Below are 16,496 nucleotides of genomic sequence, written 5' to 3'. Positions count from 1 at the left end.
GAACACGTTCTCCAGTCTAGGCAGCGTGGCGCGCTGCACCACGAACGCGGCGCAAGGCCAGATGTCAGATGACATCTGGCGGCGTCCGCACCCCTGCGATCAGGCCGCGGTGGCGAGGATCGCGGCCGCGCGCCGCCGGTCCGGCGTGTCCTGGCCCTGCGGCAGGCTGGCCAGCAGCGCGGCCAGGCCGTCGCGGCCCGCAGCGGCCAGCGGGCCGCCGTGCAGCAACTGGGCCAGGCTGCTGGCGCAGCGCAGCTGCCAGGCCACGGCGCCCTGCTGCGTCGCCAGTGCCAGCGCCTGGCGCAGCAGGGCCTCGGCCTGCGCGCCGTGGCCGGCGTGTTGCAGGCGCATCGCGCGGATGCGCAACAGCTCGGCCGTGCTCCAGTGCGCCGGCTCGCCGTCCAGGCGCGCGAGCAGTGCGTCGTCGGCCAGCGCCTCGTCCTGCGTGGCCAGCATGTGCTGCAGGTGCCGGCCGGCCAACTGGCGCAATGCGGCCGGCAGCGCCGTGCCGGTGTCCAGGCCCCGGCGCCGCGCCAGCACCCGGGCGTAGCCCTCGCCATGCATCTGCCAGAGCTTGAGCGAGCGCATGGACGCGCGCGCCTGCAAAGCGTCGTTGTGCCGGGCGGCCAGCGCCAACTCGCCGGTCCACAGCGCGACCGGCAGCGCGGCCATGGCCAGCGCGTAGATCAGCGAGAGGTCGTGGCCGATGCCCTCGGCCAGTGCCACGGTCTCGTCGGCCATGGCGCGTGCCTCGTCGCTGCGCCCGCGCAACCACAGCGTACGCGCCAGCGTGCCGCGTGCGCTCACGCGCGGGTCGAACTGCAGGTCCCGCCGCACCGTGGGCGTGCTGTCCGCCATGCCCGTCAGCACCTGCTCGCAGCCGCGCTGGGCCTGCTCGAGGCGGCCAACCAACTGGTTGCTGAGGGCCAGCATGCGCGCAGCCACCGGCGCGAACGCGGCGGGCGCAACGTCTTCGCCGCTGGCCGCGAAGCGCTGCGCGAACTGCAGCGAACGCGCGTTCTCGCCGTCCATGTTGGCATGCAGCCACAGCCCCCAGAGTGCCGCACGCCGGGCCTCGGCCACGTCGTGGCGCTCGGCCAGTGCCTGCAGGCGCTCGAACGCGGCGCGCATGCCGGTCACCACCCCGCGCGCATGCCACAGCGTGTGGCCCTGGGCGTCGAGCAGCCGCATCTCCAGGACCGGCTCCAGCTGGCGCGCGCGCGACAGCGCCAGCTCCACCCACTCCAGGTACTCGTGCATGAGCGACAGCGCATACCAGAGCGGTGCGGATTCGGCCGCCAGCGCGGCACCGGTGGCGGCATCGCCCTCGGCCGAGAAGGCCCAGAGCAGCGCGGCGCGCAGGTCGTTCAAATCCTCGCCATGCTCGCGCAGCCAGGCCTGCGGATGCTGGCTGGCGCAGGCCACCCGGACCTGGCCGGCCCGGGCCAGGCAGTGGTCGGCATGGCGCCGGTTCAGGCGCTCGCACTCGCCGCTGGCCAGCAGCTTCTCCTGCGTATAGGCGCGCGTGGTCTCCAGCAGGCGGTAGCGCATGGTCTCGCCCGCCGGGTCGGCCATGACCAGTGACTTGGCCACCAGCTGCGACAGGCTCTCCAGCAGCGCGCCGCGGTCCGATGCTCCGGGCAGCTCGGCCGGGTCGGCCACCGCCAGCGCGGCATGCAAGGTGAAGAAACCCTGGAACACCGACAGCCGGCGCAGCAGCGCCTGTTCCGGCGCGGCCAGCAGTTCGTAGCTCCAGTCCATCGCGGCGCGCAGCGTGTGCTGGCGCGGCGCGGCGGTGCGCCGGCCTTGCGTGAGCAGGGCCAGACTGTCCTGCAGGTGCTCGGCCAGCTGCTGCACGCCGAAGGCGTGCACATGGGCGGCGGCCAGCTCGATGGCCAGCGGGATGCCGTCCAGGCTGCGGCAGATCTGCGCCACCTGCGCGATGTGGGCCGTCTGCAGCCGAAAGCCGTCCTGCCCGGCCGCGGCGCGCTCGGCGAACAGCGCGATGGCGGGGTAGCGCAGCGCGGCCTCGGCATCGGCCGGCAGCGGGGCCTGCGGGTCGGGCAGGGCCAGTGCGGGCAGGCGCACCACCTGCTCGCCCTCGGCGCGCAGCGCTTCGCGGCTGGTGGCCAGCAATTGCAGCTGGGGGGCGCCGCGGCACAGCGCCTCGGCCAGTTCGGCGGCGGCGTCCAGCAGGTGCTCGCAGTTGTCCAGCACCACCAGCAGGCGGCGCCCCTGCAGTTGCGCGGCCAGGCCCGAGTAACGGGTGCCGGCCGGTACCGCCAGGCCCAGTGGCGCGGCGAAGGCGCCGGCCACGCCGCGCGCATCCGCCACCGCGGCCAGGTCGACGAAGCACGGCGGCTCGGCGTCGCGCGCGCGCAGCCGGTGCGCCACGGCCAAGGCCACGCTGGTCTTGCCGATGCCGCCGGGGCCCACCAGCGTGATGAAGCGCTGCGTGGCCAATGCCTGGAGCAGCTCGTCGATGAGCGTGTCGCGGCCGATCAGCGCAGCCAGCGGTGCGGGCAGGCGGCTGCGCAGCGGGTCTTCGGCAGGAGCGGGGGCCGGGCCGTTGTCTGCGGGCGCGCTCAGGGACTGCACCGGCGCGACGAAGGCGTAGCCGCGCAGCGGGATGCTGACGATGTAGCGCGCGTCGGCCGCGGTGTCGCCCAGCACCTTGCGCACGGCGGCGATGTGCACGCGCAGGTTGTTCTCGGCCACCACGGCACGCGGCCAGACGGCGGCCGTCAGTTCGTCCTGGCCCAGCACCTCGCCGGCACGGCGCACCAGCACCAGCAGCACATCCAGTGCGCGCCCGCCCAGGCGCTGCGGCACGCCGCCGCGCAGCAGCAGCCGGCGGCGCGGCAGCAGCTGGAACGGTCCGAAGGTGTAGACGAGGTCGTTCACGGCGCGAAATTCTTCCATGGGCCCCATGCCTTGCGTCTACCCCATTGGGGGCAATGCCTTCACAAGGCTTGCCCAACATTAACTGGCATGGCGGCAGGCGGGCAGCCAAGATCACACCCATCGGCGCCACCGCGTCACCCGTCCCCGGCAGGGGCATCCACCCAGGAACCCACACCATGACCAAGCTGCCCGCTTCCCGCATCCAGGTTCTCGTCGCCCACCCCGATCCGCTGCTGGCCCTGGGCCTGGCCGCGGCACTGGGCCAGCAATCCGGCATCGAGGTCGTGTCCTCGGGCGCGGCCCAGGTCGTGCTGACCGACTACGCCGGCGGCCTGGCGCTGGCCGGCACGGTCCGAGCGGGCGCCCGCCCCGGGCGTGCGCCGGCGCGCGTCCTGGTGCTGGCCGCGCAGGACCGCGAGCAGGAGGTGCGGACCGCGCTGGAGCGTGGCGTGCACGGCTACCTGCTGGCCGGCAGCCGTGTCGACGAGGTGGTCGAGGGCATCCGCGCGCTGGCCCAGGGCCAGCGCTACCTGAGCCTTGCCGCCGCCCAGCGCATGGCCGACAGCATGACGCGCGAGCACCTCACGGGCCGCGAGTCCGACGTGCTCGGCCTCTTGGTGCAGGGCTGCTGCAACAAGACCATCGCGCGCCAGCTGGAGATCGCGGTCGGCACGGTCAAGGCGCATGTGAAGGGCATCATGTCCAAGCTGCAGGCCAGCAGCCGCACGCAGGTGGTCAGCATCGCGATGGCGCGCGGACTGGCGGCGCGGCACTGAAACGACTATCGGCCTGCAGGACCTGGCGGCCGCGACCTGGTGCAGCTGGCCACCCGCGCGCACACGCATGCCTTGCGCATCGTGCTGGAGCGCGCGGTGGCTGGGCGCGGCGGCGTGCGGCTCAGGCGGCGGCCATGGGGGCCGCGCCGTCCACGGGCTGCGGCCTGGCATCCGGGCGGCGCCGCGCCCGCAGCACGCCGTTGACCTCCGCACCGAAGATCAGCGTGGTGCCGCTGGCGTAGAGGAAGACCAGCGTGGCCACCACGCCCGCGAAGCTGCCGTAGACCAGGGCCAGCTTGCCCGCGCTGTGCAGCGTGTAGGAAAGCAGGGCGGCTGCGCCGGCCCACAGCGCGGCGCCCACCACCGCGCCGGGCAGCACGGTGCCGAAGCGCTGGCGCGTGTCCGGCAGCCAGGCATAGGCGACGGCGTAGAGCACGCTCAGCACCACGAAGGCCGTGCCGTAGCGCACGCTGTTGCGCAGCCAGGGCGTCTCCTGGCCGGCACCGATCTGCTGCTGCAGCAGCTGCCACAGATAGGGCATCACGATCACCGAACTGAACGCGAGCAGGATGCCGCCGCCCACCACCACGGTGAACAGCGTGACCTTGAGCCTGGCCTTCCAGAACGCGGTGCCGCGCTCGATGCCGTAGGCGCGGTTCAGCGCCGTGCGCACGGCCTGCATGCCCGAGGAGGCTGTCCACAGCGTGACCACCAGGCCGATGGCCAGCAGCGCCTGGCTGCGCTGGGCCAGCACCTCGTCGATGACGGGCTGCACGGCCTCGCGCACGAGCTGGGGCGCATAGTCCACCACGCGCCCGACCAGGGCCGCCGCGTCGCCGGGCTGGCCCACGTAGCCCGCGGCGGCAGACAGCAGCAGCACCAGCGGGAACATCGACAGCACGGTCGAGAACGCCAGGCTGCCGGCCTGGTTGGCGCTCTGGTGCAGCACGTAGTTGCGGATGGCCCGCAGCAGCACGCCCAGCACCGGGGCGGACAGCGCGGCGTGTTGCAGGCGGCGCAGGAGTTCGGCCAGGCGTTCCATGGGTGGGCGGTGAATTGCAGCGGGGCTGCCAGCGTAGCCGCCCGGCGCACCGGCCATTGCCGGACAAGGACGACAGCGCGTGTGGGCCGGGAGGGAGGGGCTCGCCATGCCCCATTGGTCGTATGCGGCCGGCTGTTGCAGGAGGGATGCCGGCGCGACCGCCGCCACGCATGCTCCATGGCCAGGCAAGCCTGTTGCTTGCTGCACCACGAAAGGCCCCGCCATGTCTGCCACGACCCTCGCCGATCCGTCCGCCGCCGCGATCCCCGGCTACACCTACGGCATGCCGCAGTCGGCGCGTTCGCCGCTGTCCGACCAGGACTTCGCCGACCTCAAAGCCACGCTGCTGCTCGGCGAGGCCGACCTGCTGGCCCTGCGGCTGGCGCACCAGGTGCTGCAGGACCAGGTGGAGGACGTGCTCGATGTCTGGTATGGCTTCGTCGGCGGCAGCCCGCACCTGGTGCGCTACTTCGCCGGCAGCGGCGGCGCGCCCGATGCGGCCTACCTCGCGGCCGTGCGCAAGCGCTTCGGCGCCTGGATCCTGGACACCACGGCCGCGCGCTACGACCGGGCCTGGCTCGACTACCAGTACGAGATCGGCCTGCGCCACACGCGCCTCAAAAAGAACCAGACCGACGGCGTGCGCTCCAGCTCGGACGTGATCCACCTGCGCTACCTGATCGCCTTCATCGTGCCCTTGACCGCCACCATGCGGCCCTTCCTCGGCAAGAAGGGCCATGCGCCCGAGCAGGTGGAGGCCATGCACCAGGCCTGGTTCAAGGCCGTGACGCTGACGGCCACGCTGTGGGCCCAGCCCTACCTGCCGGCCGCCGACTTCTGAACCAGGAGCCCCGCCATGAGCCGACTGACCCATGCTGCCGGCGCGCCGGTGGTCGACAACTTCAACATTCAGACCGCCGGCCGGCGCGGCCCGGCCGTGCTGCAGGACGTGTGGCTGCTGGAAAAGCTCGCCCACTTCGACCGCGAGGTGATCCCTGAGCGCCGCATGCACGCCAAGGGCGCGGGCGCCTACGGCCACTTCACGGTCACGCAGGACATCACGGCCTTCACGCGCGCCGCGCTGTTCGCGGCCGTGGGCAAGCGCTGCGAGGTGTTCGTGCGGTTTTCCACCGTGGCCGGCGAGCGCGGCGCGGCCGATGCCGAGCGCGACATCCGCGGCTTCGCGATCAAGTTCTACACGGAAGAAGGCAACTGGGACCTGGTGGGCAACAACACGCCGGTGTTCTTCCTGCGCGACCCGCTGCGCTTTCCGGACCTCAACCACGCCGTCAAGCGCGACCCGCGCACGGGCCTGCGCAACGCCACCAGCAACTGGGACTTCTGGACCCTGCTGCCCGAGGCGCTGCACCAGGTCACCTACGTGATGGGCGACCGCGGCCTGCCGCGCAGCTACCGCCACATGCACGGCTTCGGCAGCCACACCTTCAGCCTCGTCAATGCGGCCGGCGAGCGCCACTGGGTCAAGTTCAGCTGGAAGACGCAGCAGGGCATTGCCAATCTCACGGACGAGGAGGCCCGTGCCGTGGTCGGCGGCGACCGCGAGAGCGCGCAGCGCGACCTGTACCAGGCCATCGAGGCCGGTGACTTCCCGCGCTGGACGCTCTACGTGCAGACCATGACCGAGCACGAGGCCGCGCGCCACCCCGTCAACCCCTTCGACCTGACCAAGGTCTGGCCGCACGGCGACTTCCCGCTGCGCGAGGTCGGTGTGCTGGAGCTGAACCGCAACCCCGAGAACTTCTTCGCCGAGGTCGAGCAGGCCGCGTTCTCGCCGGCCCAGACCGTGCCCGGCATCGGCTTCTCGCCCGACCGCATGCTGCAGGCGCGGCTGTTCTCCTACGGCGACGCACAGCGCTACCGGCTCGGCGTGAACCACCACCAGATCCCGGTCAACGCGCCGCGCTGTCCGTTCCACAGCTACCACCGCGACGGCGCCATGCGCGTGGACGGCAATGCCGGCGGCACCATCGCCTACGTGCCCAACAGCGCGGGCGAGTGGGCCGACAGCCCGCAGGCCGGGGAACCGCCGCTGGCGCTGGAGGGACAGGTGCGCCACTGGGAGCACTGCGACGACGACGACCACTACGCCCAGCCCGGCGCGCTGTACCGCCTCATGTCGCCGGCAGAGCGCGCGCGCCTGGTTGCGAACACGGCGCGTTCCATGGGCGATGCACCGCTGCACATCCGCCAGCGTCACGCGCAGAACTGCGGCCGCGCCGATGCCGACTACGGCGCCCGCATCATGGCCGCGCTGGGCCTGGGCTGACACGGGCCTGCCCCTTTTGGCAGATGGTCGCCTGCGGCCTGCGGGCCTATGCTGAAGCGACTGCGCCGCTCCACCCTCCATCGCAAGGAGTTCTCCATGTTCGGACTCACCACCCTCGGTACGCTGCACACCGCCATCAGCCTGGTCGCGCTGTGGGCCGGCTACCAGAGCCTGCTGCAGCGCGGCGCGATCGACCCGCGCCAGCGGCTGGGCCAGGTCTACCTGTGGAGCACGGTGCTGACCTGCCTCACGGGCTTCGGCATCTTCCAGCGCGGCGGCTTCAACGAGGCCCACATGCTGGGCGTGCTGACGCTGCTCGTGGTGGGCCTGGCACTGCTGCCGCTGCGCGCGCGGGCCTGGCCCTATGCGCAGACCGTGCTGTGGACGCTGACGCTGTTCTTCCACATGGTTCCCGGCCTGACCGAGACCTTCATGCGCGTGCCGCTGGGCGCGCCGCTGTTCGCGGGGCCGGACGATCCGAAGCTCAAGGCCTCGGTGGGCGTGGTGTTCCTCGTGTTCGCGGTGGTCATGGCGGCACAGGTGCTGCGCATGCGCAGGCGCCAGCGCGCGACGCCGCTGGGCGCCGCGGCCCTGCGTCCCTGAGTGCCACGGTTAGCCCTGCAGCCGCGCCGTCCAGTCCTCGGCCTGGCCTTGCTCGCGCCGGCGCCGGAACAGCCGCTCCCACGAGGGCGGCAGCGGCAGGGCCAGCACCGCGTCCAGCAGGGCCGGCGCGCAGTCGCGGTCGGTGATCAGGCGCAGCAGCCGCGCGACCGACCAATCGGGATGCGGCCGGTCCAGCAGCCGCACCGCATCGCCGGCCTGTAGCTGGCCGGGCTGCAGCACGCGCAGGTACCAGCCGGCGCGGCCGCTGTCCTGCACGCGGCGCGCCATGTCGGGCACGCCAAAGCGGTCGTTGAGCTTCCAGCAGGGCTGGCGGCCCTGGCTGACTTCGAACTGCGCACTGCCGATCTGCCAGCGGTCGCCGATGCAGCAGCCCTGTTCGTCCATCCCGTCCAGGCTCAGGTTCTCGCCGAAGGCGCCGGGGGCTTGCAGCACCGGCGTGGCGGGCAGAACGGTGCGCCAGTGCGCGTAGTGGCTCCAGGGATAGCAGTGCACGGCCTTGTCGAGGCCGCCGTGCACGCGCAGGTCGCCCTGCTCGTCGCCGGCCAGGCCCAGCGGATGCACGGCCACCGGCCCGGCCAGGGGGCGCTTGTCGATGGCGCTGCGGCTGCCGGGGCGGGTGTAGGCATGCGCCGGGCCGGCCAGCACGGCGCGCACCTGCGCGACCGTCGTCACAGCCGCTCCAGCCAGGCGTCGACGACCCGTTCCAGCGCGGCCGCGAGGCCCGCGCCGTAGCGCGCGGCGTCGGCGCGCAGGGCCGGGATGTCGATGCCGGCCTGCGCCAGTTCAGCGACATGACCGACCAGCCATTGCTCGATGCGGTGCGGGTCGGCCTCCAGGTGGAACTGCAGCGCCAGTGCCGCCGGGTGCGGCATGAAGGCTTGGTGCGGGCACAGCGCGGTGGTGGCCAGGCTGCTGGCGCCCGCGGGCAGCGCGAACTGGTCGCCGTGCCAGTGCAGCACGGGCTGGTCGCCGAGCGCGGCCAGCGGCGAGGCCTGGCCGGCCGCGGTCAGCGCGAGCGGACCGAAGCCGATCTCCTTACGGCCGTGCGCCATCGGTGCAACCCGCGCGCCGAGCGCCCGTGCCATGAGCTGGGCGCCCAGACAGATGCCCAGCACAGGCCGGCCGCTGGCCAGGCGGCGTGCGATGAGCTGCACCTCGTCGGCGAGCCAGGGGTAGCGCCCGTCGTCGTGCGCGCCGATGGGGCCGCCCAGCACCACCAGCAGGTCGATGGCGTCCAGGTCGATGGCCGCGAGATCGTCGACGCCGGCGTCGTGGGTGGCGATCTGCGTGGCGCCGCGTCGGCGCAGCAGCGGGTCGAGCAGGCCCAGGTCTTCGAAAGCGAGGTGGCGCAGGGCCAGGACGGTGCGTGTGCTCATGCTGTGGTGGCCGAAGGCAGGGGACAACCGCGATCATCGCAGCCGCTGGCAACCGGCACACCGTCCGCAGGGGGCAGTGCCTCTCCCACCAGTTGGCCCAGCAGCGCGCCCAGGCGCAGGTCGTCGATCGCGCCGAAGTGGTGCAGCCGCACGCGGCCGTACCGGTCCAGCACGACCAGGCTGGGCGTGCCGCGCAGGCGCAGGGCCTGCATGCTCAACGGCACGCCGTCGAGGCCGTCGGGCTGGTCGATGCCGATCGGGAAACTCAGCCGGTACTCGTGCACGAAGGCCCGCAGCGCGGCCACGCCGCCCATCACGGCATGGTGTTCGAACACCGTGTGCAAGCCCACCACGGCCAACTGCTCGGGCGGGAACAGCTGGTGCAGGCGCTGGGCCTGCGGCAGGCCGTGCGCCACGCAGCCCGGGCACAGCATCTGGAAGGCATGCAGCACGACGACGCGGCCGCGCAGCGATGCCAGCGTGAGCGGCGTCGGCGTGTTGAGCCAATGCGCGACTTGCAGCGCAGGCGCGGGAAGCGGCGTCGTGTCCATGCTTCAGCTCCCCTGGCGGTGCAGGCGCACGGCCGGGAAGTCCACCGGCACGTCGAAGGCCAGGTTCACGTAGTTCGTGAACAGGTTGAGCGCCACATGGGCCACGATCTCCACCATCTGCTCGTCGCTGAAGCCGGCATCGCGCAGGGTCTGCACGTCGGCCGCTCCGACCTGGCCGCGCGCCTCGACCAGCTGCAGCGCGAAGCGCAGCGCCGCGGCGGTCTGCGTGTCGGCCGATTCGCCGCGCTGGGCCGCCGCCATCTCCTCGGCGCTGGCGCCGGCCTTGCGGCCCAGCAGCGTGTGGGCCGCCAGGCAGTAGTGGCAGGCGTTGCGCTCGGCCACGGCCACGGCGATCTGCTCTCCCAGCTTGGCCGGGATCACGCCGGCACCCAGCGCGCCGAAGCTGCCCCACATGGCCTTGAGCGCGGCCGTGGAGTGGGCGACGGCGCGGAACATCGCGGGCGTGGCGCCGAAGGCGCCGTGGATCTGGGCCAGCAGCTGCTGGCGTTCGCCGTGGGTGTCTTGCGCGGAGAGCAGGGGAATGCGGGACATGGTGCTTGCCTTTCGGTGTGGATGAAGGCCTCCAGTGTGCGTGCCTTGCCGGTACCATTGGGTGCGAATCGTCCATTGATCATGCCGAATCGTCCAGAAGCCCCGCCCGACCCGCTGGACCGTCTGTCCGCGCTGCTGGAGCGCTGCCGCGTACGCGCGCGGCTGTTCCACCAGGGGCCGCTGTGCGGCGTGAGCCCGTTCCCGGCCTTGCCGGGGCGCGGCTTCCTGCACGTGATGCGTGCCGGCCGGCTGGAGCTGCGCCATGCGCCGCGCAGCGGCCTGCCGCGCGTGCTGCGCGTGACCGAGCCCAGCCTGCTGTTCTATCCGCGGCCCGTGGCCCATGTCTTCCACAACCCGCCCGTGGAGGGCTCGGACTTCGTCTGCGCCGAGCTGGAGTTCGACGGCGGCGAGGCCAACCCGCTGGTGCGCGCGCTGCCCGCCCTGGTGCTGCTGCCGCTGGCGCGCGTGGAGGGCCTGCAGGCCGCGCTGGCATTGCTGTTCGCCGAGACCGAGCGGCTGCGCTGCGGACAGCGCCTGCTGGCCGACCGGCTGTTCGAGGTGGTGCTGATCCAGTTGCTGCGCTGGTGCATCGACCATCCGCAGGAAGCCGGCATCCAGAGCGGCCTCTTGACCGGACTGGCCGACCCGCGCCTGGCGCGCGCGCTGGTGGCCGTGCACGAGACGCCCGGCGGCGACTGGCGCCTGGAGACCATGGCGCGCACGGCCGGCATGTCGCGCAGCGCGTTCGCCGCGCAGTTCCATGCCGTGGTGGGGCAGACGCCGGCCGCCTACCTGGCAGACTGGCGGCTCACGCTGGCCCAGGCCGCGCTGCGCGCAGGCCGGCCGGTCAAGCAGATCGCCGACGAACTGGGCTATGCCGGTGCGTCGGCGCTGTCGCGGCTGTTCAGCCAGCGCGTGGGGCTGTCGCCGCGCGACTGGCTGGCGCGCGAAGGCGCAGGCCTCACGCGCGTGCAAACGCCAGCAGGTCCGCGTTGAGCTGCTCCTTGGCGGTGTCGCCCAGGCTGTGGCTGCCGCCCTTGTAGACCTTGAGCTCGGCGCCCTTGACGAGCTTGGCCGACAGCAGCGCCGCACCCTGGATCGGCACGATCTGGTCGTCGTCGCCGTGGATGATCAGCGTGGGGATGTCGAAGCGCTTCAGGTCTTCGGTGAAGTCGGTCTCGCTGAAGGCCTTGATGCAGTCGTAGGCGTTCTTGTGGCCGGACATCATGCCCTGCGTCCACCAGCTGCGGATCAGGCCCTCGGAGACCTTGGCGCCCGGGCGGTTGAAGTTGAAGAAGGGGCCGGTCGCAACATCGAGGAAGAACTGCGCGCGGTCGGCCAGGTAGGCGCTGCGAAAGCCGTCGAAGACCGCCATCGGCAGGCCGACCGGGTTGTTGGCCGACTTCAGCATGATGGGCGGCACCGCGCCCATCAGCACGGCCTTGGCCACGCGGGCGCTGCCGTGGCGGCCGATGTAGCGCGCCACCTCGCCGCCGCCCGTGGAGTGGCCCACCAGCATGGCGCCGCGGATGTCCAGCTGCGTGAACAGGGCCTGCAGGTCGTCGGCATAGGTGTCCATCTCGTTGCCGTGCCAGGGCTGGCTGGAGCGGCCATGGCCGCGCCGGTCGTGCGCGATGCAGCGGAACCCGTGCGAAGCCAGGTGGTACATCTGCGCCTCCCAGGCGTCGGCGCTGAGCGGCCAGCCGTGGCTGAAGCTGACGACCTTGCCGTCCTTGGGCCCCCAGTCCTTGTAGTAGATCTGGGTGCCGTCCTGGGTGGTGATGGTGCTCATGGCTTGGGTTCCTTTGGCGCGGTGGTGGGTGGATTGGGCGCGGGCGGGCAGGGCCAGTGCGGCCGAAGCGGCGCCTGCGAGCAGCACGCTGCGCCGGGAGGACGGCGCCGTGGCATGGGAGAGCTCAGACATGGAAGATCCTTTCGTGGAAGGCGGCGGTGGGCGCCAGTGCGTGGCACGCCGCCATGGTCGGCTGCAGCGGGTTGTGCGGCATCCCGCGCTGGGGTGGGGGTGCGGCTTCGCCTTGGTGGGGCGCGGCAGGCACTGCAAGGGGTGGTGCGCATCTGGCCCTTTGGAGGGAGCTACCGACGGCCCGGCAGCCGAAAGCGCGACAGCGACCAGCGCCGCACCTGCTCCTCCCATTCGTCGCCGGCCGCGGCGGTCAGCGGCAGCGCCAGGTTGGTCACGAACATCCAGTCGCCGAGCACGGCCGTGCTGGCCGGGAACAGCAGGCCCTCGGGCGCGCCGTCGGCGGCGATGCCCTGGAAATCCCCGGCACGCCCGCGCACCAGGCCGGCCTCGTCCAGCGCGATCACGGTGTCGATCTGGTTGGCCACGACCCACAGCCGGCCGTCGTGGAACTGCAGGCCATCGGCACCGTAGAGACCCTCGGCCAGCACCGTGAGCGGCCCGCCGGCCAGGGGCAGGCGCAGCACGCGGCCGTCGCCGGCGTTGTTGATGTAGAGCACGCTCTCGTCGGCGTTCAGCGCCAGGCCGTTCGCGCCGAAGGGCAGGGCGCCGGCCGTGGCCAGCAGGGGATCGCGCAGCAGCGTTGCCACTTCGCAGGGCGCGCAGCGCGTGGCCTGCGCGATGCGGTAGATGGCACCCTGGAACGAGTCGGAGACGTAGAGGTTGCCGGCGCGGTCGAACACCATGCCGTTGATGGCCGGGAAGCCGGCCACGCCGAAGGCCACGGTGTCGTGGCTGCCGTCCGGGTTGTCGACACGGCGCGGCGCGGGCGCCGCGGGCACCAGGGCCTCGAAGCGCGCGACATCCTCGACGGGCGTGGCGGCGTCGAAGTCCAGCGCGATGCGCTGCAGGCGAGCGGCGCCGAAGTTCAGCACATAGAGCTTGCCGGCCGAGACCGCCAGGCCCGTCAGCGGCGTCTCGCCGAAGCTGCGCTGCGCCAGCAGCCGGCCGTCGGCGGCGTAGCGCAGCAGCTGGTTGTTGCGCGCGGATGCCGGTAGCCGCGCATCGAAGGTGCCGACGTAGAGCTGGCCCGAGTCCGCATCGGCCGCCAGGCCCTCGGGGTGGCGCATGTCGGCGGGCAGCAGCGCGAAGCGCTCGACCTCCCAGTGCGCAAGGCGCTGCGGCTGGGCCTGCGGGGCGGTGCAGGCCAGCGCGGCGGCGCAGGCCAGGAGGGCGATCAGGGATCGGTGCAGGTGGGGGTGCATGGCGGGTCCTTGGCTGAGAGTGGGCTGCAAACCTTGAGGTTGTAGAAGCGCCAGGCGGCGCCGCAATCGCCGTTAGGCGGGGCCTGGACCTAGGTCCCCAGGGGGATGGCAGGCGTGCGCCGCGTTCCGAAGATGCGGGCACTTGCTGCCACCGGAGCCTTGCCATGCCGCTTCTTCGCCTGCCCACCCGCCCTTGTGCCGCCGTCGCCGAGCCGGCCGTGGCCGTCTCCGCCACGCAGGCGCCGACCCGCACGGTCCGCGTGCGCGACGACCTGATCGCCTACCGCGCGCTGGGCCCGGAGCGCGGCGTGCCCTTGCTGTTGCTGAACCGCTTCCGCGGCACCATGGACCACTGGGACCCCGCCCTGCTCGCTGTGCTGGCGGCCGAGCGCCGCGTGTTGCTGTTCGACCAGCCGGGCTTCGCGCGCTCGGAGGGCGCGCCGCCGACCAGCGTGGCCGCATTCGCGGCGAACGCCGCCGCCTTCGCGCGGGCGCTTGGGATCGCCGAGCTGGACCTGCTGGGCTTTTCCATGGGCGGCACCGTCGCGCTGCAGCTGCTGCTGGACCAGCCGGCGCTGGTGCGCCGTGCCGTGGTCGCGGGCTCCGGCCCAGGCCATGTGCCGGGCCTGCCGCAGGACCCGGATGTCTCCAGCCCCGCGGTCTGGCAGGTGGCGACCAAGCCGGTCAATGACGACGAGGACTTCCTGTTCCTGTTCTTCGAGCCCACGGCCACGAGCCAACAGGCCGGGCGCGACCACCTGGCGCGGTTGCGCCAGCGGCCCGATGCCTTCGCGCGGCAGGTGGAGGCTGCGGCCTGGCAGGCGCAACTGGCCTCGGCGCTGGCGCTGCAGGACCCGGCGAGTTCGCTGCTGCCGCGGCTGGGCGCGGTGCGCCAGCCGGTACTGGTCGCCAACGGCCGGCACGACACCATGGTGGCGACCTATGCCTCCTACGCCATGGCGCAGGCGCTGCCCGACGCCACGCTGGTGCTCTACCCCGATGCGGGCCACGGCTTCCTGTTCCAGTACCCCGAGCGCTTCGGTGGCGACGTGCTGCGTTTTCTGCGCTGAGCATGCCGGGTCTGCCCGTCGATGCGCGCCGACGACGGGTTGCCGGCGTGCTGCTGTGGGGGTGCCTGCCGCACGGCGCGGGCGCGGCCGGGCCGGACCTGCCGCTGCGGCTGGCGTCCAGCGAGAGCGGCGACGCACTCCAGGGCGCCGTCCAGGCGGTCGTTCCGTTCGCCTACGGCCCCGCCGCCGAGGCCTTGGCGGCGCCGCAGGTCTGGTGCGAGATCCTGATGCTGCACCTGAACAACAAGGCCTGCCGCCTGCAGCAGGGGCCGCAGGGCCCCGCCCTGGCGCTGGCGATCGCCCGCAAGCACGACCAGCCGGCCGACAAGGCGCATGCGCTGGTGCTGCAATGGCAGCTGCAGGAGCGCGCCGACACCCGGCTCGGCGTGCGCCTGCACGCGGCGCAGGGGCCGTTCGGCACCACCGACTACGCCGTGCTGCTGCAGCTGGCGCCGGCGCCCGGTGGCGGCTGCGCGCTCGGCCTGCAGTACGCCTGCCGCTTCAGCCCGGCCGCGCGGCTGCTGCTGCGCAGCTACCTGGCGACGCTGGGCCGCGACAAGGTGGGCTTCTCGGCCCGGCCGGGCGGCGGGCCGCAGGAGCTGGTCAGCGGGTTGCGCGGCGTGGTGGAACGCACCGTGGTGCGCTACTACCTCGCGATCGAGGCCTGGCTGCAGGCGGCGGCGCTGCCTCCGGCCGGGCGCGCGCTGGCGCGGCTGGAGCACTGGTTCGACGCGACCGAGCGCTACCCGCGCCAGCTGCGCGAGCTGGACAAGGCCAGCTACCTCGCGAACAAGCGGCGCGAGCTCGGACTGGGGCCGTAGCCCCGGCCCGGCCGCGCCGTTCACTTGGACGGGCCGACCTCGCCCGAGGCCTGCAGTTCGCCGGCCCGGGCCGCGCGCGCGGTCTCGGCCTTGCGCGCGGCGCGGGCCTGCTGGCGCTGCTCGCGCGGGACCTTGGCCTGTACCGCCGGCTGCGGTGCGCCTTCGCCGGTGCTGCTGCCGGCCTTGGCGGCGGCGCGGCCTTCGGCGCGACGCTGGGCCTTGCCGGCGGCCTTGTCCTCGGGAGAGACCTTCTGATAGGCCGGCGGCGGCGCCAGCGCGGGGCCCTGCTCCTGCGCCAGGGCGCCAAAGCCCAGTGCGTGGGAGGCCAGGGCGGCTGCGATCAGTACGGCGATGCGTTGCATGGTGAACTCCAGTCGATGGGGATGCACTGCAGAGAAGTTCTGGCAGTGCAGCCATGCTCGGCGCGGACCGGGCTCCCGCCAAGCGCCGGGCGGGCAGGGTGTTCATAGGCCATTGGCGGGAGGGCGATGCCCTGCCGGTATCATCTGCGGCCTTTTTCGCGGGCCTGCGCGGCCCGTCCACCCATGCAGCTGCAGGACATCCTCTTCTCACAAGGCTTCGGCACGCGGCGCGTCTGCGCCGGGCTGGTCCAGCAGGGCCATGTGGCCGTGGCGGGCGCCGACGGCGTCTTCCTTCCCTGCACCGAATCGGCCGCGGACTTCGCACCCGAAGGCCTGCGCTTTCGCGTGCAGGGCCAGGACTGGGAGTACTTCGAGAAGGCCTACGTGCTGCTGCACAAGCCGGCCGGCACCGAGTGCTCGCACAAGCCTTCGTCCTACCCCAGCGTCTACACGCTGCTGCCCGCGCCGCTGCGCCAGCGCCCGCAGAAGAGCGCGCTGCAGGGCGTGCAGGCCGTCGGCCGGCTCGACCAGGACACCACCGGCATGCTGCTGCTCAGCGACGACGGCCAGTTCCTGCACCGCATGACCTCGCCCAAGAAGCTGGCGCCCAAGGTCTACGAGGTGCAGGCCAAGCACGCACTGGATGCCAGGCAGGTCGAGGCGCTGCTGCGTGGCGTGGTGCTGGACGACGACCCGCGCCCGGTGCAGGCGGCGGCGGCCGAGATCGTCGATGCCGATGGCGCCGCGCGCCACCTGCGCCTGACGCTCACCAGCGGCAAGTACCACCAGGTCAAGCGCATGCTGGCCGCGGTGGGCAACCGCGTCGAAGGCCTGCACCGTTCGCGCATCGGCACGCTGGAGCTGCCGGCCGATCTGGCGCCTGGCCAGTGGCGCTGGCTGCGCGCCGCGGACCTGGCCGCGCTGACGGCTGGCTGACAGGGTCGC

The 16,496-nt window shown here is 72.8% G+C and carries 17 protein-coding genes; 8 read left to right on the top strand and 9 right to left on the bottom strand.

All coding sequences use genetic code 11. The features are described 5' to 3' along the window. Positions 1 to 99: 99 nt before the first annotated feature. Positions 100 to 2,922: an ATP-binding protein gene (locus tag ACSQ4M_RS31615; protein WP_436193320.1), complete on the bottom strand. Its 2,823-nt coding sequence runs from the start codon at positions 2,920 to 2,922 to the stop codon at positions 100 to 102. 158 nt (positions 2,923 to 3,080) lie between these two features. On the opposite strand from ACSQ4M_RS31615, the gene ACSQ4M_RS31610 reads away from it, so the two are divergent. After that, entirely contained in the window at positions 3,081 to 3,680 is a 600-nt protein-coding gene (locus tag ACSQ4M_RS31610) for a LuxR C-terminal-related transcriptional regulator (RefSeq protein ID WP_436193319.1), read from the top strand. A gap of 121 nt (positions 3,681 to 3,801) precedes the next feature. Here the strand turns inward: ACSQ4M_RS31610 and ACSQ4M_RS31605 are convergent, their stop codons facing one another. After that, positions 3,802 to 4,722, bottom strand: coding sequence for a YihY/virulence factor BrkB family protein (locus tag ACSQ4M_RS31605; RefSeq protein WP_436193318.1), 921 nt, complete (start codon positions 4,720 to 4,722; stop codon positions 3,802 to 3,804). A 223-nt stretch (positions 4,723 to 4,945) separates the two neighbouring features. Between ACSQ4M_RS31605 and ACSQ4M_RS31600 the strand changes: the two genes are divergently transcribed. From ACSQ4M_RS31600 to ACSQ4M_RS31590, 3 genes are all read left to right on the top strand, one after another. Continuing rightward, a complete protein-coding gene (locus ACSQ4M_RS31600) occupies positions 4,946 to 5,563 on the top strand; it encodes a protoglobin domain-containing protein (protein WP_436193317.1) in 618 nt (205 codons plus the stop codon). 15 nt (positions 5,564 to 5,578) lie between these two features. Continuing rightward, positions 5,579 to 7,009 carry a catalase gene (locus ACSQ4M_RS31595; protein ID WP_436193316.1) on the top strand — a complete coding sequence of 477 codons (1,431 nt, stop codon included), beginning with the start codon at positions 5,579 to 5,581 and terminating at the stop codon, positions 7,007 to 7,009. A 96-nt stretch (positions 7,010 to 7,105) separates the two neighbouring features. Further along, complete coding sequence (locus ACSQ4M_RS31590) at positions 7,106 to 7,612, top strand: hypothetical protein (protein ID WP_436193315.1); 507 nt, start codon at positions 7,106 to 7,108, stop codon at positions 7,610 to 7,612. 9 nt (positions 7,613 to 7,621) lie between these two features. Here the strand turns inward: ACSQ4M_RS31590 and ACSQ4M_RS31585 are convergent, their stop codons facing one another. From ACSQ4M_RS31585 to ACSQ4M_RS31570, 4 genes are read right to left on the bottom strand one after another with little or no spacing between them, the layout of a single operon-like run. After that, entirely contained in the window at positions 7,622 to 8,305 is a 684-nt protein-coding gene (locus ACSQ4M_RS31585; protein WP_436193314.1) for an MOSC domain-containing protein, read from the bottom strand. Then, positions 8,302 to 9,009, bottom strand: coding sequence for a glutamine amidotransferase (locus ACSQ4M_RS31580; RefSeq protein ID WP_436193313.1), 708 nt, complete (start codon positions 9,007 to 9,009; stop codon positions 8,302 to 8,304). Before ACSQ4M_RS31580 ends, ACSQ4M_RS31585 begins: the two co-directional genes overlap by 4 nt. Further along, a complete protein-coding gene (locus ACSQ4M_RS31575) occupies positions 9,006 to 9,560 on the bottom strand; it encodes a TlpA family protein disulfide reductase (RefSeq protein WP_436193312.1) in 555 nt (184 codons plus the stop codon). The genes ACSQ4M_RS31580 and ACSQ4M_RS31575 overlap by 4 nt, the downstream gene beginning before the upstream one ends. 3 nt (positions 9,561 to 9,563) lie before the next feature. After that, a complete protein-coding gene (locus ACSQ4M_RS31570; RefSeq protein WP_436193311.1) occupies positions 9,564 to 10,112 on the bottom strand; it encodes a carboxymuconolactone decarboxylase family protein in 549 nt (182 codons plus the stop codon). Positions 10,113 to 10,193: 81 nt separating this feature from the next. Between ACSQ4M_RS31570 and ACSQ4M_RS31565 the strand changes: the two genes are divergently transcribed. After that, on the top strand, positions 10,194 to 11,108 hold the full coding sequence (locus ACSQ4M_RS31565) for an AraC family transcriptional regulator (protein WP_436193310.1): 915 nt from the start codon (positions 10,194 to 10,196) through the stop codon (positions 11,106 to 11,108). Here ACSQ4M_RS31565 and ACSQ4M_RS31560 read toward each other — a convergent pair. Together ACSQ4M_RS31560 and ACSQ4M_RS31555 are read right to left on the bottom strand one after the other, a co-directional pair. Beyond that, positions 11,074 to 12,036, bottom strand: coding sequence for an alpha/beta fold hydrolase (locus ACSQ4M_RS31560; protein ID WP_436193309.1), 963 nt, complete (start codon positions 12,034 to 12,036; stop codon positions 11,074 to 11,076). The two genes, ACSQ4M_RS31565 and ACSQ4M_RS31560, sit on opposite strands and share 35 nt — an antisense overlap. 170 nt (positions 12,037 to 12,206) lie before the next feature. Continuing rightward, positions 12,207 to 13,298, bottom strand: coding sequence for an SMP-30/gluconolactonase/LRE family protein (locus tag ACSQ4M_RS31555; protein WP_436193308.1), 1,092 nt, complete (start codon positions 13,296 to 13,298; stop codon positions 12,207 to 12,209). Between the two features lie 164 nt (positions 13,299 to 13,462). Here ACSQ4M_RS31555 and ACSQ4M_RS31550 point away from each other — a divergent pair, with 164 nt between their 5' ends. Beyond that, the gene (locus ACSQ4M_RS31550) at positions 13,463 to 14,368 is read left to right on the top strand and encodes an alpha/beta fold hydrolase (protein ID WP_436193307.1); all 906 of its coding nucleotides are present in this window, start codon (positions 13,463 to 13,465) and stop codon (positions 14,366 to 14,368) included. Between the two features lie 2 nt (positions 14,369 to 14,370). After that, complete coding sequence (locus ACSQ4M_RS31545) at positions 14,371 to 15,189, top strand: hypothetical protein (protein WP_436193306.1); 819 nt, start codon at positions 14,371 to 14,373, stop codon at positions 15,187 to 15,189. Between the two features lie 20 nt (positions 15,190 to 15,209). On the opposite strand, the gene ACSQ4M_RS31540 is transcribed toward ACSQ4M_RS31545, so the two are convergent. Beyond that, the gene (locus tag ACSQ4M_RS31540; RefSeq protein WP_436193305.1) at positions 15,210 to 15,551 is read right to left on the bottom strand and encodes a hypothetical protein; all 342 of its coding nucleotides are present in this window, start codon (positions 15,549 to 15,551) and stop codon (positions 15,210 to 15,212) included. A 183-nt stretch (positions 15,552 to 15,734) separates the two neighbouring features. Here ACSQ4M_RS31540 and ACSQ4M_RS31535 point away from each other — a divergent pair, with 183 nt between their 5' ends. Then, complete coding sequence (locus ACSQ4M_RS31535; protein WP_436193304.1) at positions 15,735 to 16,487, top strand: 16S rRNA pseudouridine(516) synthase; 753 nt, start codon at positions 15,735 to 15,737, stop codon at positions 16,485 to 16,487. Positions 16,488 to 16,496 lie beyond the last annotated feature (9 nt).

Source organism: Pseudorhodoferax sp. LjRoot39 (genome assembly GCF_964253035.1).
In the GTDB taxonomy this organism is placed as follows: domain Bacteria; phylum Pseudomonadota; class Gammaproteobacteria; order Burkholderiales; family Burkholderiaceae_C; genus Pseudorhodoferax.
Note: the sequence above shows the minus strand (reverse complement) of the source record. Positions and strands in the feature narration are given on the sequence as shown.

Coding starts and splice junctions, on each gene's coding strand:
- ACSQ4M_RS31615 (WP_436193320.1), bottom strand. CDS start 2,922: ATGGAAGAATTTCGCGCCGTGAACGACCTCGTCTACACCTTCGGACCG.
- ACSQ4M_RS31610 (WP_436193319.1), top strand. CDS start 3,081: ATGACCAAGCTGCCCGCTTCCCGCATCCAGGTTCTCGTCGCCCACCCC.
- ACSQ4M_RS31605 (WP_436193318.1), bottom strand. CDS start 4,722: ATGGAACGCCTGGCCGAACTCCTGCGCCGCCTGCAACACGCCGCGCTG.
- ACSQ4M_RS31600 (WP_436193317.1), top strand. CDS start 4,946: ATGTCTGCCACGACCCTCGCCGATCCGTCCGCCGCCGCGATCCCCGGC.
- ACSQ4M_RS31595 (WP_436193316.1), top strand. CDS start 5,579: ATGAGCCGACTGACCCATGCTGCCGGCGCGCCGGTGGTCGACAACTTC.
- ACSQ4M_RS31590 (WP_436193315.1), top strand. CDS start 7,106: ATGTTCGGACTCACCACCCTCGGTACGCTGCACACCGCCATCAGCCTG.
- ACSQ4M_RS31580 (WP_436193313.1), bottom strand. CDS start 9,009: ATGAGCACACGCACCGTCCTGGCCCTGCGCCACCTCGCTTTCGAAGAC.
- ACSQ4M_RS31575 (WP_436193312.1), bottom strand. CDS start 9,560: ATGGACACGACGCCGCTTCCCGCGCCTGCGCTGCAAGTCGCGCATTGG.
- ACSQ4M_RS31570 (WP_436193311.1), bottom strand. CDS start 10,112: ATGTCCCGCATTCCCCTGCTCTCCGCGCAAGACACCCACGGCGAACGC.
- ACSQ4M_RS31565 (WP_436193310.1), top strand. CDS start 10,194: ATGCCGAATCGTCCAGAAGCCCCGCCCGACCCGCTGGACCGTCTGTCC.
- ACSQ4M_RS31560 (WP_436193309.1), bottom strand. CDS start 12,036: ATGTCTGAGCTCTCCCATGCCACGGCGCCGTCCTCCCGGCGCAGCGTG.
- ACSQ4M_RS31555 (WP_436193308.1), bottom strand. CDS start 13,298: ATGCACCCCCACCTGCACCGATCCCTGATCGCCCTCCTGGCCTGCGCC.
- ACSQ4M_RS31550 (WP_436193307.1), top strand. CDS start 13,463: ATGCCGCTTCTTCGCCTGCCCACCCGCCCTTGTGCCGCCGTCGCCGAG.
- ACSQ4M_RS31545 (WP_436193306.1), top strand. CDS start 14,371: ATGCCGGGTCTGCCCGTCGATGCGCGCCGACGACGGGTTGCCGGCGTG.
- ACSQ4M_RS31540 (WP_436193305.1), bottom strand. CDS start 15,551: ATGCAACGCATCGCCGTACTGATCGCAGCCGCCCTGGCCTCCCACGCA.
- ACSQ4M_RS31535 (WP_436193304.1), top strand. CDS start 15,735: ATGCAGCTGCAGGACATCCTCTTCTCACAAGGCTTCGGCACGCGGCGC.